This is a genomic window from Marinomonas phaeophyticola, assembly GCF_026966905.1.
GTDB lineage: Bacteria > Pseudomonadota > Gammaproteobacteria > Pseudomonadales > Marinomonadaceae > Marinomonas > Marinomonas phaeophyticola.
On the sequence record NZ_JAPUBN010000011.1, the window covers coordinates 195,347 to 209,849 of the forward strand.

At 41.4% G+C, this 14,503-nt stretch carries 11 protein-coding genes and 1 pseudogene; 7 read left to right on the forward strand and 5 right to left on the reverse strand.

What is annotated here, in order from left to right; genetic code table 11:
- The first annotated feature begins 49 nt into the window (after positions 1–49).
- From O1D97_RS04820 to O1D97_RS04830, 3 genes are read left to right on the forward strand one after another with little or no spacing between them, the layout of a single operon-like run.
- Complete coding sequence (locus O1D97_RS04820; protein ID WP_269123310.1) at positions 50–394, forward strand: L-rhamnose mutarotase; 345 nt, start codon at positions 50–52, stop codon at positions 392–394.
- A 16-nt stretch (positions 395–410) separates the two neighbouring features.
- Positions 411–1,274: an amidohydrolase family protein gene (locus O1D97_RS04825; protein ID WP_269123312.1), complete on the forward strand. Its 864-nt coding sequence runs from the start codon at positions 411–413 to the stop codon at positions 1,272–1,274.
- Between the two features lie 24 nt (positions 1,275–1,298).
- Positions 1,299–2,240, forward strand: a complete 942-nt coding sequence (locus O1D97_RS04830) for an aldo/keto reductase (protein ID WP_269123314.1) — start codon at positions 1,299–1,301, stop codon at positions 2,238–2,240.
- 92 nt (positions 2,241–2,332) lie between these two features.
- Here O1D97_RS04830 and bamJ read toward each other — a convergent pair whose 3' ends face one another.
- From bamJ to mqo, 3 genes and pseudogenes are all read right to left on the reverse strand, one after another.
- Positions 2,333–3,076, reverse strand: coding sequence for a BamJ family beta-barrel-assembly machinery protein (bamJ, locus tag O1D97_RS04835; RefSeq protein WP_269123315.1), 744 nt, complete (start codon positions 3,074–3,076; stop codon positions 2,333–2,335).
- A gap of 177 nt (positions 3,077–3,253) precedes the next feature.
- Positions 3,254–3,514, reverse strand: a complete 261-nt coding sequence (locus O1D97_RS04840; RefSeq protein WP_269123316.1) for a hypothetical protein — start codon at positions 3,512–3,514, stop codon at positions 3,254–3,256.
- A gap of 90 nt (positions 3,515–3,604) precedes the next feature.
- Positions 3,605–5,085, reverse strand: a pseudogene (gene mqo / locus O1D97_RS04845) (malate dehydrogenase (quinone)).
- A 568-nt stretch (positions 5,086–5,653) separates the two neighbouring features.
- Here mqo and O1D97_RS04850 point away from each other — a divergent pair.
- Complete coding sequence (locus O1D97_RS04850) at positions 5,654–6,085, forward strand: CBS domain-containing protein (RefSeq protein ID WP_269123317.1); 432 nt, start codon at positions 5,654–5,656, stop codon at positions 6,083–6,085.
- A gap of 23 nt (positions 6,086–6,108) precedes the next feature.
- Here O1D97_RS04850 and hslO read toward each other — a convergent pair whose 3' ends face one another.
- Positions 6,109–6,969, reverse strand: coding sequence for an Hsp33 family molecular chaperone HslO (hslO, locus tag O1D97_RS04855; protein WP_269123319.1), 861 nt, complete (start codon positions 6,967–6,969; stop codon positions 6,109–6,111).
- A 335-nt stretch (positions 6,970–7,304) separates the two neighbouring features.
- Between hslO and O1D97_RS04860 the strand changes: the two genes are divergently transcribed.
- From O1D97_RS04860 to ppk1, 3 genes are all read left to right on the forward strand, one after another.
- On the forward strand, positions 7,305–9,224 hold the full coding sequence (locus O1D97_RS04860; RefSeq protein WP_269123321.1) for an ATP-binding cassette domain-containing protein: 1,920 nt from the start codon (positions 7,305–7,307) through the stop codon (positions 9,222–9,224).
- Positions 9,225–9,290: 66 nt separating this feature from the next.
- A complete protein-coding gene (gene hemB / locus O1D97_RS04865; protein WP_269123323.1) occupies positions 9,291–10,286 on the forward strand; it encodes a porphobilinogen synthase in 996 nt (331 codons plus the stop codon).
- Positions 10,287–10,444: 158 nt separating this feature from the next.
- Entirely contained in the window at positions 10,445–12,664 is a 2,220-nt protein-coding gene (gene ppk1, locus O1D97_RS04870; RefSeq protein ID WP_269123325.1) for a polyphosphate kinase 1, read from the forward strand.
- Between the two features lie 120 nt (positions 12,665–12,784).
- Here ppk1 and O1D97_RS04875 read toward each other — a convergent pair whose 3' ends face one another.
- The gene (locus O1D97_RS04875; protein WP_269123326.1) at positions 12,785–14,302 is read right to left on the reverse strand and encodes a Ppx/GppA phosphatase family protein; all 1,518 of its coding nucleotides are present in this window, start codon (positions 14,300–14,302) and stop codon (positions 12,785–12,787) included.
- Between the last annotated feature and the right edge of the window lie 201 nt (positions 14,303–14,503).

Sequence of the window (14,503 nt, forward strand, 5' to 3'; positions counted from 1 at the left end):
TTGAGTTCATAAACTCATTGAGTTAAACATAAAATACTGGGAGCAAAAAATGCAGCACTTTGCTTTAGCTCTGGATTTGAAAAATGATCCAGCGCTTATAGAAGAGTATGAAGCCTATCATAGAGAGGTTTGGCCTGAAGTGATCGCGGCGATTCGACATGTCGGCATTCTTGAAATGAAAATTTTTCGATTAAATCAGCGGATGTTTATGCAAATGACCACAACGGATGATTATGATCCCGTTGTTGCTCAGAAATATCTGTCTAATGATGCTAAATCTAAGGAATGGGAGCAGTTAATGGATCGGTTTCAGCAACGACTTCCAGGCTACCCACTAGATCAAAAATGGATTGAAATGGACTGTTGCTTCGATCTATCTGAGCAGGGTGTTTAAATAGAAAAGGTGATATATGAAGACGGCGATTAGAATCGATTCGCATCAGCATTTTTGGCAATATAATAAGCAGGAGTTTGATTGGCTTGATGTGTCGATGGCTCCACTACAACGAGATTTTTTACCAACCGATTTAAAACCGTCTCTAGAAACTCAAAAAATGGATGGGTGTGTTGCTGTTCAGGCCAGGCAAACCTATGAGGAAACCTTATGGTTACTTTCTTTAGCGGATCAATATCCATGGATTAAAGGTGTTGTGGGTTGGATTGATTTGAGGGCCAACGACCTAGCAGATCAACTTAATGAGTTGAAAAAGTATACGGCACTTAAAGGATTTAGGCATGTCTTGCAAGGAGAGGCGGAGCCTGAATTTATGTTAGCCAAAGATTTTCTTGCGGGACTGCAGATGATAGCCGAACGTGGCTATTGTTACGATATTCTTGTGACACAGGATCAATTGCCCGAGGTGATTAAGTTGGTGGACCGTTTGCCTATTATGCCTCTGGTTATTGATCATCTTGCGAAACCCTTAATAAAAGAGGGGAGGCACTCAATGAGCGGGAAAACGGCATGGCATGATTGGTGTCACCATATGGACTCGCTGTCACAACTTGAACACGTGCACTGTAAATTATCGGGTATGGTAACGGAAGCCGATTGGCAGAGTTGGACAGCAGAACAGTTGTTTCCGTATTTTGAAAAAGTCATTGATTGTTTTGGTCCTGAACGTGTCATGTTTGGTTCTGACTGGCCTGTATGTCAAGTAGCGGCCTCCTATCAGCAAGTTGTTAGCTTGACAGAATGTGCTTTGGAAGCCTTGTGCCCAGAATCGAAAAATCAAATTATGGGCTCTAATGCCAGTAAATTCTATTCTCTTTAAGTTTTTTATAAAGTGAGTCAATGCATGCAGTACAAACAGTTAGGTAATACAGATTTACAGCTATCTATTCTGGGTTATGGAGCGTCTCCCCTTGGAAGTGTGTTTCAAGACATTAAAGAGTCAGAGGGGATCCGAACCGTTCATACCGCCTTAGACCAAGGTATAAACTACATTGATTGTTCACCCTATTATGGATTGACGAAGGCTGAAACGGTTTTGGGGAAGGCGTTAAAAGGGGTAAACAGAGACAGATACATTTTATCGACCAAAGCGGGTCGATATGGACCAGATTTTGATGATTTTGATATGTCTCCTCAGCGTATTCAAAGTAGTTTGGAAGAGAGTTTGGTTCGTTTAGGTGTGGATGAATTAGATATGTTTCTATTGCATGATATTGAATTCGTCGACTTAGAGCAGGTTATTCATGAGTCTCTACCTTATTTGGATCGATTAAAAAAAGCCGGTAAAATTCGTTATTTTGGTATCACAGGCTATCCATTAAAGAGTTTCCAGCAAGTTGTTGAACAATATGATATTGATTGCGTGTTAAGTTATTGCCGCTATGCATTGCATGATGACTCGCTAACTCAGCTTATGCCATTGTTGAAAGAAAAGGGTGTGGGCTTAATCAATGCCTCACCAACGGCTATGGGACTGTTAACAAAACGGGGAGCTCCAGATTGGCATCCTGCTGCACAAGAACTTATTGATTGTTGTCGTGCTGCAGAGGCTGTTTGTCTACGCTATGGGGTCGATCTTACCCAGGTCGCGATGCAGTATGCCGTTCATCATCAAGCGATTAGCTCAACGTTAGTCGGGACGGCAAATCCGATCAATTTGTTGAACAATATCGAATGGATTAAAGAACCGATAAATGCAGAGTTAGTTTTGGAAATTAAAACGCTTTTTGACACTTGTGCAGAAACGGTTTGGGTCTCAGGGCGCTCTGAAAACCAAGATCAGTAATGCTTAGAAAATGTCAAATTGAACATAAAAAAACCGAGAGACTTTATTTTTTAAAGCTCTCGGTTTTTTTGTTTTGCTGACGAGTTAGCGAATTATTTCGTTGCTTCTTCAGTGGCTTCTTCTGTTGTATCTGCTACTTCTTCTGTTTCAATGTCTAATAGCTCAACAACAAATTTCAGTGGAGAGTTTGGTGGGATTGGACCTGTTCCACCCGGGCCATAAGCAAGATCGGCAGGAATATACAGTTCATATTTAGAGCCTACTGTCATTAATTGTAAGCCCTCAGTCCAGCCAGGAATCACTTGATTCAGAGGGAAGCTGATCGGTTCACCTCGTTCATAAGAGCTATCAAATACGGTACCGTCTACTAGGGAACCTTCGTAGTTTACTTTAACAACGTCTGTCTCAGTAGGTGTGCCACCTTCGCCTTCGGTGATCGCTTTATACATCAATCCTGACTCGGTTTTCATTACGCCGTCAGTTTTCTCAAGTTCAGCGAACCATGCTGCGTTTTTGGCTGCGGCTTCCGCAACTAATTTCTCTTGTTCAATCTGAGCTTTAGCCAATTGTTCTTGTTGGAACATTTGAATAGATTCAGTGATCTCTGTCTCTGTTAATGCTAATTCTTTGCCTGCATAAGCATCTTTGAAACCTGTTATAAAGGTTTCAAGATCAAGGTCTGAGAAGTCTTGTCCCATACGGCCACCGAACATAGAGCCAACGCTATAACCTAAACGTTGTTCCTTGCTTTCTAGCGTTAATGAGCTACTGTCACTATCTGCATAAGCGAATGTTGTAGAGGATAGAACTAACGCTGCAATAAGTGTTTTTTTCATGATTCGGTTCCAGTTAGTAAAATTAGAAACAATAAGAATTTTTTCTGTTTATTTTTTATCATAGACAGAATGTAAAAACCAATATTTGTTTTGTCTCATTGCCTGTTTAATGAAGCAAGCCGTTTTACGCAATCATTACAATGAGTTGCTTACTTGAAAGTGCTTCAAATCAATATGTTATCTGACGCTTTCCAATAAAGATAATATCTGCTGTTTATCTTGTTCTGAAACGGCTTCTCTTTCAAGGACGTCGTTTAACTCTTGATTAAAGCTGGTATCGAACTCTTCTTTTCCTTCGGCATCAATGCCACCGTGAACACCAAGTAGCCCTAATAAGTAAGCGCAATAAAATAACGTATCTGAGTCTTCTGATTGATGTTCAATGGTGCGAAGTTGATCACAAAGTTGATCTGATCTTTCTGCAAATGAAATTACCATAATAAATTATTGGGCTAGCGTCAGTAGCCCACTCCATGTTTGCTTATTGTTATTTAAAAGATAACGTTTTATCTAAACGGTTTATAAACACTAAGGCTTGAGTTTGAGTGTCGTCAAGGTGCGTTCACGTACTTGCAGTAATAGATCAGTATTTTCTGTTAAAGACTGACCATATGAAGGCACCATGGTCTTCAATTTGGTTTGCCAATCGTCAGAAGCGACACGCTCGGGGAAACTTTTTTCCAAAATGTTCAACATAGTATTGACTGTTGTAGATGCGCCTGGAGAAGCGCCCAGAAGTGCCGCTAATGATCCATCTTTGGAAACAATGGCTTCGGTGCCGAATTCTAATTTACCGCCGCCTTTCTCATCTTCTTTGATGATTTGAACTCGTTGACCTGCATAAGCCAGAGTCCAGTCTTTATTTTGAGCGTCTGGGTAAAAATTACGTAAGGAATCGACTCTGTCTTTGTGAGATTGCATCACTTCACTGATTAAATAGCGAGTGAGGTCCATGTTGTTTTTACCCACGGATAGCATAGGTTTTAAATTACCAAGACGTACGCTTAATGGTAAATCCATTACCGAGCCGTTCTTCAAAAACTTTGTTGTAAAGCCTGCGAAAGGGCCGAATAAGAGTGCTTTTTTCCCATCAATGATGCGCGTGTCTAAGTGAGGGACAGACATTGGGGAGCACCAATTGGAGCGGCGCCATAGACTTTAGCAAAGTGTTGGCTGACGACTTCGGGTTTATCGCACACTAACCATTGGCCACTTACAGGGAAGCCACCATAGCCTTTACCTTCTTCAATGTCGGACATTTGTAACAGCGGCAATGCACCTCCGCCCGCACCGAGGAAAACAAACTTAGCGTTGATAACCTGTTTTTTCCCCTTTTTATGACAAAGTTCTACAGCCCATGAGCCATCTTTGTTTTTAGTTAAGTCTGTAACAGAGGAATTTAACTGCACATTGAAGTTGTCTTGCTTTATTAGGTAATTCGCCATATTACGAGCAATGGCACCAAAGTTGACATCAGAACCATGCTGAATGCGAGTGGCAGCAAGAGGCTCATCGCTGGTGCGGTTTTTCATGATAAGCGGCATCCACTGAGCTAGGGTGTCTCTATCTTCAGTGTATTCCATTTCGCGAAATGAAGGCAGTGCGCTTAAGGCTTGGTAGCGTGCTTTTAAGTCCGCCACATTTTTCTCTCCCCAGACAAAACTTTTATGGGGAACACGGTTGATAAATTGGGACGGTTCAGGAAGGATATTCTGTTCAACTAAATATGACCAATATTGTAAGCTGACTTCAAAAGCGGCATTAATATTGACCGCTTTACTGGTATCGACTGTGCCATCGGGTCTGGTAGAGGTGTAATTTAATTCGCAATAGGCGGCATGGCCTGTGCCGGCATTATTCCAGCCATTTGTACTTTCTTGTGCTATCTGATCCAGCCGCTCTACCATGGTCACGGTAAGACTTGGATCGAGTTGGTTAAGTATCATTCCTAGGGTCGTGCTCATTGCACCGCCCCCGACTAGTAAAATATCAACTGAATTTGAGGTCATTAGAGGTTCGCCATGTTAAAGCCAATGTAGTTCGAGTTGCATTTGCTGGTGGCTTTTGGCCTGTGTACATATTGATTAAAAATATGTAAGCATCAACAAATGGCTCGTATCAGGTTGCTTATGCGAATATGAGACAAAAAGGTTTATTTAAACCTAAATACTTGTCTATTTCATAAGGCATAAGTGGGTATTATCAAGAACCTGATCGGGTTTATTAGATTATACGTATTTTCTTTTAAATGTCTTGATGGTTATGGTGATATAAGGGATTCATGGTTTTTATACTTATTTGATATGATTTTTGTACTGGTCTTGGTGACATGGTAACCAGAGAGTGTTTATGTAAAAAACCATGACTTAAAAGTGAATGAAAGGAGGTGCTGAGGTTATTTCGTTGATCATATCCTTTTTGATTAATGCTGCTATTTTAAATATTGGAAGTCTTATTTTTCACTTCTTCATCTATACTGTATTGATCCGGTAAACGTACTAAAATAATAGGTGATTACCAGAGAGAATAAACGTCGCTTTTACATTGTCTAGATTCATTGTCTAGGAGATAGTCGTCATGAATGCAGCAATGACAATCAGAGTAGCCGATCTAATGACGTCTCCAGTATTGAGTGTCACCATGGACGCTAAGTTTGCAGATATACGGACACTTATGGAGAAGCATAAGATTCACCACTTGCCTGTGGTTGATGATAATAAGCTCATGGGAATTATTTCTGATAGGGATTTATTGCGAGTGCTGAGTCCTTTTCTAGGGACGGCAGGGGAAATGCAAAGAGATCTAGAGGCTCTAAATAAGGTCGCCCACCAAATAATGACCAGACAGCCTATTTGCGTGTCGGCGGAGGATTCTGTTGATGCCGTTTTAGCTTGGCTGCAAACTGTGGATATTTCTTGTGTTTTGGTGACAGGTAAAGAGAAGGATATTAAGGGGATTGTCACTTGGCGTGACTTAATTAAACACGCCAAGTTTACGATAGACACATGAACAGACACATTAGTATCATGATACTAATGTGTCTGTGACTGGTCTCCTAAAATCTTACTTAGGTCCGCTTCTGTGAACACATGAGTCTCAGCACAGAATTGACAACTAGTGCTGACTGTTCCTTGCTCAATCAATATTTCTCGAATTTCATCAGGGCTAATAGAGGCCATGGCTTCTAGTGTTCTTTGACGCGAGCAAGAGCAACCAAACTGCATTTCTTTAGCTGGATACAAGCGCAGCTCTTCCTCATGATATAAACGGTGTAGTAGATCTTCGGTCGTTAAGGTTAAAAGTTCTTCTTGTTTCACTGTTGAGGCTAGAAGAGTGAAACGATCCCATGCATCTTCATCGCCTTGTTGCTCTTGTTCTTTCGGTAATCGTTGTAAGAAGAGCCCTCCACAGGCCGTACCATCGCAACCAAGCCAGACTCGACTTGGGAGCTGCTCTGATTGAGAAAAGTATTGTGCAATGCACTCTCCTAAGGTTGCGCCTACTAACTCCACAATACCTTGATAACGAGTGCCATTTTTATGGGTAATCGTGATGACCAAATAACCACCTTGTAATGCCTCTTTTAAATCAATTGTCTCTGGGATGGTTTTACTTTCATCCCATTGAGCGATACCTCGGAGGTTCCTGTGCTCATCACACTCCGTCATTATGGTCTCTAGAAAACCATTACCTTTAGCTTGAATCGAAAGAATACCGTCTACCTTAATGAGATCTCGTAATAAGGCGATAGCCGCCACAAATTCTCCCAATAGCTTTTCAATTGAAAGTGGGTAGTTTTTTCGTTTAATAATGTCTTGATATGCATTTGTTAAAATGACGCGTTCACCACGAACATTTGTGTGGTCAAATGAAAAGCGTTGGATTTCGTTCACTGAATCACCTTGCGCTGATTTTGCGCCTAATAAAGGTTGGTTTTGTAAGAGGGCTCATAACTTTGTATTTTACGCTGCTTAACGTACTTTTTAAACTCTCTCACAGTGTGTCGTTTGATGTTTCTGATGCGCTTATTGGATTATCAATAGCGCTATGCGACTAGGGACAAGTTCATAACCTCTAAATGGCTACCGTTCCACCAATCTTCAAGGGAAGCTTAAGGAAAATAAGTGCTTTTCTTTGAATTTGCTATTTTGTTTAAGGAGTGAGCACTCTAAAATACAGGCATTCATTTCGATTTTATTTGTCAGCGACAGAGAGATAAGCGCAAAGCATGATTCAATTTTCTCAAGTAAGTTTACAACGTGGTACTCAGTTTTTATTAGAGGACGCTGATTTAACCATTTTCGAGAGTCAAAAAGTGGGCTTGATCGGTGCCAATGGTGCCGGTAAATCTTCATTGTTTGCCATGGTCAGAGGAGATTTATCAGCCGATACAGGAGAGTTGATTTTACCTGGACAGCGACGCATTGCTTTTATGGCTCAGGAAGTAGAAGAGACCCAGCGAAGTGCATTGGATTATTGTTTGGATGGGGACGATTGGCTCAGAAAAATAGAGTCTGAAATTGCGAAGGCTGAAGAGAGTAACGATGCTAACGGGCATGCCCATTGGCTTGGTGAGTTTGAGTCTGCTCATGGGTACAGTGCTCGTTCTCGAGGAGAAACCTTACTACAAGGTCTTGGCTTTAAAATGGAGGATATGGTTCGCCCGGTTTCAGATTTCTCTGGTGGTTGGCGTATTCGTCTTAATTTGGCCAAAGCCTTGATGTGTCCATCGGATGTATTATTGTTGGATGAGCCGACGAACCATTTGGATCTGGATGCGGTGATGTGGCTAGAAGGCTGGTTACGTCAATATCCTGGCACTCTAATTTTGATTTCCCATGATAGGGATTTTTTGGATGCGATTTGTAGTCATATAGTGCATTTGTATCAGAAAAAACTGGTCCTTTATAAAGGGAATTACAGTAATTACGAAAGGCAGCGAGCAGAACATCTTGCTCAGCAACAGGCAACGTTCGAACGGCAACAGGTAAAACGTGCGCATTTACAGCAGTACGTTGACCGCTTTCGCTATCAAGCAACGAAGGCAAAACAAGCACAAAGCCGTTTAAAAATGCTAGAAAAAATGGAAACAATAGGCCCCGCTCATATTGATTCACCGTTCTATTTTAGTATCCCGTTTGCAGAAAAAACGTCTCAGCAGCTTATTCAGCTGACAAATGCCGATTTGGGTTATCTTGCAGAAGACGGCACGGAAAAAGTGCAACTATATCAAACAAACTTCGGCATCAGAGATGGGCAGCGCATTGGCTTGCTAGGGCCGAATGGCGCCGGCAAATCGACTCTCATTAAATCGATCGTTGGTGAAATTTCGAATTTATCTGGGGCATTAGTCTGTGGAGAAAACCTTAAAGTGGGCTACTTCTCCCAACATCAATTGAGTGCTTTAGATTTAACGGCCTCGCCTTTATTGCACATACAGCGCTTAACTCCGAAAGTATTAGAAAATGAGATTCGCCGTTACCTTGGCAGTTTTGGTTTTGTGGGAGATGATGCGTTGCGTCCTGTAAAGGGATTTTCTGGAGGCGAGAAAGCTAGGCTTGCTTTATCTCTCATTGCTTGGACTAAGCCGAACCTATTGGTGCTGGATGAACCCACCAACCATTTAGACCTTGAAATGCGTCAAGCGCTAACGGAAGCATTACAAGCCTTTCCCGGTGCGATTTTAGTGGTCTCCCATGATCGGCACCTACTCAACAGTACCGTAGATGAGTTTTATTTAATTGCAGACAATAAAGTGGCTCTTTTTGATGGTGATTTACCTGCTTACCACTCTTGGTTGCAGGCTCGTCAACAGGCCATGAACCGTTCAGAAAAAGCGACTACTGAAACGGTTGAAAAAGTAGACCGTAAAGAAGAGCGTAGAAAAGCCGCAGAGCTAAGGGAGCAGCTAAGACCTTTACGAAAGTCATTGGAAAAGTATGAAAAAGCGGTGCATGCCGCGCAGACTAAACTGGATACAATTAGCGAACAGATGGCTGATGGCTCTCTTTATGAAGCTGAGAATAAAGATAAGTTACAAATGCTTTTAGCAGATGAAGCTAATTGGAAGCAAAAGTTAGAAGAAAATGAGGAATATTGGTTTGACGCTCAAGAAAAACTTGAGGAAGCCGAATCTCAACTTAGTTAATATGCTCTGTAACGAAAATGTCATAAATAATCGTTATTTTAATCTACAATTATAGGAGTTAGGGGTATGACCTTTCCATTTGTTCGTATGCGTCGTATGCGTAAAGATGATTTTTCACGTCGATTAATGCGAGAAAATCGTTTAAGTGTCGATGATTTGATTTACCCCATGTTTGTTATTGAGGGAACCGATCAACGAGAAACGGTAGCGTCTATGCCAGGGGTTGAACGAGTATCGATAGACCAGCTTCTACTTGAAGCCGCTGAGCTTGTTGAGCTTGGTATTCCGGCGATTGCTTTATTTCCGGTTGTACCCACAGAAAAGAAATCTTTAGATGCGGAAGAAGCGTACAACTCGGATGGTTTGGCTCAACGAGCTGTGAGAGCGTTGAAAGAAGCCTTTCCTGATTTAGGTGTGATTACTGATGTGGCATTAGACCCGTTCACAACACATGGGCAGGATGGTGTGATTGATGCTTCTGGTTATGTTTTAAATGACATAACCACAGAGATTTTAGTAAAACAAGCGCTTTCACATGCCGAAGCAGGGGCTGATGTCGTTGCTCCTTCCGATATGATGGATGGTCGCATTGGTGCTATCCGTGAAGCATTGGAAGCTCAAGGCTACATTAATACACGCATTATGGCGTATTCGGCTAAATATGCATCGGCATATTACGGTCCTTTTAGAGATGCGGTTGGCTCAAGCGCTAATTTAGGAAAAGGGAATAAATTTAATTATCAAATGGACCCTGCAAACTCTGATGAAGCGATTAGAGAAGTGTTGTTGGATATTGAAGAAGGTGCCGATATGGTAATGGTGAAGCCTGGTATGCCATATTTGGATGTTGTTCGTAGAGTAAAAACAGAATTGGCTGTGCCTACATTTGCCTATCAAGTGAGCGGAGAATATGCAATGCAAATGGCCGCCTTTCAACAGGGGTGGTTAGATAAAAACAGCGTTATGTTGGAATCCTTATTGGCTTTCAAACGCGCAGGTGCAGATGGAATACTAACGTATTTCGCAAAAGATGCAGCTCGGTTATTACTGGACGAGAAGTAGGTAAACGCGAAGAACGTGAACAGTACAAAATACGCATAACATTTAAAAATCACTGTCGTTACGAGGGACATGAAAAAGAGAGTGTTTCTAGTAACGTTTATTTTGAACATAAAATCATTAATTTTTTTAGGTTATTAAATCGGGAGTGAAACAAACTCATGTTGGAGTTACCAGTGTCAGAAGCAGTGGATAAAGAGGTTAAAACGACCGTAGTGGTCGATGACGCGGATGAGCTGGTATTAGAGCCTATACCTGAGCAGCCTGTCGATCCTAAAAAAATGGCTCTTGAAGAGCTTAGTCCTGAAGAAATTAACTTGAATGACCCTGAGTTGTATTTCAATCGAGAATTGAGCCACATGCAGTTCAATTCGCGTGTGTTAGAACAGGCGATGGATGAAAATCATCCTATTTTAAATCGTCTTATGTTCTTATGCATATTTAGCAGTAATATGGATGAGTTTTTTGAAATTCGTGTTGCTGGTTTAAAGAGTCAACTTGAATACAGCCGTGAAAAAAACGGTCCTGATGGCTTACACCCGAAAGAAGTGTTACGTCAGATCAGTGAACAAGCCCATAAACTTGTGCGCCGCCAGTACCGTATTCTTAATGACATAATTTTTCCAAAACTGGCAGAAAGTGACGTTAAATTCATTCGCCGAAGTCATTGGAGTGATGTTCAAGCCGCTTGGGTAAAGCGTTATTTTAGAGATGATGTATTACCTATTATTAGCCCTGTAGGATTAGACCCAGCCCATCCTTTCCCACGCCTAGCTAATAAAACCTTCAACTTTGTTGTCGAGTTAGAAGGGCGTGATGCCTTCGGACGTGAAAATGGTTTGGCTATTGTGCCAGCACCGAGCTCTTTGCCTCGGTTAGTGCGTCTGCCTGATGAGGTGTGTGATGGTGGTGATAATTTAGTTTTTCTTTCGTCTATTATTCATGCACATGCGGATCAGCTATTTCCAGGGATGACCGTAAAAGGGTGTTATCAGTTCCGTTTAACTCGTAATGCCGATCTGGAAGTGGATTCAGACGACATTGGTGTCGATTTAGCTGGCGCGTTGCGAACCGAATTACAGAGTCGCCATTATGGTAGCTCTGTTCGCTTAGAAATTGCCGATAACTGTCCTGATGAGGTGGTGAACTCCTTACTAAAACAGTTTGATTTACATGAAGCCGATTTATACAGTATTGATGGTCCTGTTAATTTGAGTCGATTGATGGCGGTGTTAGATTTAGTTGATCGTCCAGAGTTAATGTATTCTCCATTTTCTCCAGGGTTGCCGAAAAAACTCGCGGGTGGTAGTGATATCTTTGAAGCGATGCGATCTCGTGATTATTTATTAATGCATCCATTTGAGAGTTTTTCTCCTGTCGTGGATTTATTAAGTAATGCGGCTAAAGATCCTAATGTGGTCGCCATTCGTCAAACCCTTTATCGTACAGGAGCCCGTTCTCCGATTGCGAATGCCTTAGTTGATGCGGCGCGTAATGGCAAAGAGGTTACCGTAGTGATTGAGCTAAGAGCTCGTTTTGATGAGGCGGAAAACCTAGCGTTAGCGAGTCGTTTACAAGATGCTGGCGCGGTGGTTGTTTATGGTGTAGTCCGCCATAAAACTCATGCAAAAATGATTTTGATTGTTCGTCGTGAAGGTCATGTTCTGTCTCGCTATGTTCATCTGGGAACGGGTAATTACCATGCAGGTAATGCTCGCCTTTATACGGATTACAGCTTCTTAACCAGTGATCCAGATATTGGTGAAGATGTTCATAAGGTATTCCAGCAATTAACAGGGATGAGTAAAGAGTTGAAAGTGAAAAAGCTATTACATGCCCCTTTCACTTTACGAGATCGCTTGTTAGATATGGTCGAGAGGGAAGCAGAAAATGCCCGTAAAGGCGAGCCTTCTCGTATTATCATTAAAGTGAATTCCTTGACTGAGCAGCGTCTAATTCAAGCTTTATATAAAGCCTCTCAAGCCGGTGTTAAAATTGATTTGATTGTTCGGGGTATTTGTACATTAAGGCCAGGAGTAAAAGGAGTGTCTTCGAACATTCGGGTAAGATCCATTATTGGTCGCTTCTTGGAACATACTCGGGTTTATTATTTTTATAATAACCGTAATCCTTTAGTGTATTTATCCAGCGCCGATGGAATGGATCGAAACTTGAATAATCGTATTGAGGTAGCTTTCCCGTTACAAGATCAAAAATTAGCTCGTCGAGTGAAGAAAGAGTTGGAATGTTATTTAGCTGATAATACTCAGAGTTGGGTGTTACAAGGCGATGGTTCTTATCAATTAAATAAGCCTAGGAAAGGGCAGTATCGTAGTGCTCAACGTACTTTATTGAGTGACTTGGCTGATAATACGCGTTAATGAATGTATTTTTATCTTAGACCGAATCAAAGCAAATGCTCAAAAAAAACCTCTTACTCTCATCTTGAGTAAGAGGTTTTTTTATCATCACCCTAGGGTGATGATAAAAGTGTACATTATTTAGCTAAAGCTCAGTTTATAACCTTCTGCAGCTAAATAGTCCGCTTCCTGTTGCAGTGTTGCCTCAGTTAATGGACGGGATGCCAGCCAATCAGGCAAAAATTCAAGTTTTAACGTTTTGTCTTTTGCCTGTAAGGTGAAGATAGGCATGTCGCCTTCTTTTCTATCATGATGCATTACAATAGCCAGGCGCAATAATATAGCCAATTTATCCAATTCTAATTGGTCGCTTTTGGTAAAGCGATACATTAATGATTGACTAAATTTTCTTCTATGGCGTAATACTAAATTGGCAAGTGCTTGCTGTTCTTGCTGAGAGAAGCCTGGTAGATCTGATTCACTAATAATGTAAGCACCATGTTTATGGTATCTACTGTGAGAAATACCTACACCGATCTCATGAATTAGTGCACCCCACCTCAGTAAATCTTCAACCGAAACGCTGTTTAGTCCCCAATCTTCTTTGACTTGAGCTAGGGCGGATATAGCGGTATTCATTACCAACTTAGATTGTTGTGTGTCTATATGATATTGATTTAATAAGTATTGCACTGTTGTCTCTCGGATATCCGTTTCCGTATAACGGCCAACAATATCATAGAGAACCCCTTCTCTTAGCGCTCCATTCGAGAAATCCATTTGCTTAATGTCAAAGCATTCAAAAACCGCGGTGAGTATTGCAATGCCTGCGGCAAAGGTAGACTTTCGCTCAGGTTTTAAACCAACTAAGTTGATGTTATCAGCATGTCCTGCCTCAAACAGTGCTTTCTGGATCATTTTTAATGCTTTAAGAGTAATGCCTTTTTTACTCCAAGCGTTTTCTTTGATGATGTTGTAGGCGGCTTTTATGGTACCCGAAGAGCCAATGGCAATATCCCATTTCTCTTCTAAGTAGTCGTCTTGGATGCTGAATAACTCTAAACGGGCTGAGGTTACGGCTTTCTGGAAATTGGTTTTGTTAATGACTCCGTCGGCAAAGAAGCGTTGTCGAAAACTGACACAGCCCATATGAAGGCTCTCAGTCATAATCGGCTTGAGATGCTGACCGATAATAAATTCGGTACTACCGCCCCCAATGTCTACTACTAGGCGTTTTTGATCGCCATGATCCATGGTATTAGATACACCGACATAAATTAAGCGAGCCTCTTCTCGACCAGCAATTATTTCAACGGGGTGAGAAATAATATCCATTGCTTTACCGATGAAGTCATAGCGGTTGTCAGCAACTCGCAGAGCGTTTGTGCCAACGATACGAACAGAACCTAAAGGCATGTCCTCTATTACTTGTGCGAAGCGAGACAGACAATCTAAGCCTCTTTGAAGGGCGTCATCATCCAATACATCATTGACTAAACCAGCGGCCAATTGGACTTTTTCTCCGTATTCATTTGTTATACGAAGTTGTCCGTGGTTAATTTGCGCGATTACCATGTGGAAGCTATTTGACCCTAAATCTATAGCTGCAATTTTTTCGAACGGTAAATCATGAGTTTGTTGCTGAAAGAGTGATTGCATTCGTTAAGCCTTTCCCAATCGTCGAATACCGCAAGAGTATCATTAGTGTGTTGAGAAAGTCATGATTTTGACTCCCGATCAAAAAATTCTCAAAAAAAAGTAGATTCCTGCTTTTTTCCTATAGACCTCAGCGATAAGTCGATCTATAGTAGAGATGTCTTTATTGAATGAAGTTGAATATTTCGACTCAGTTTAATGTTA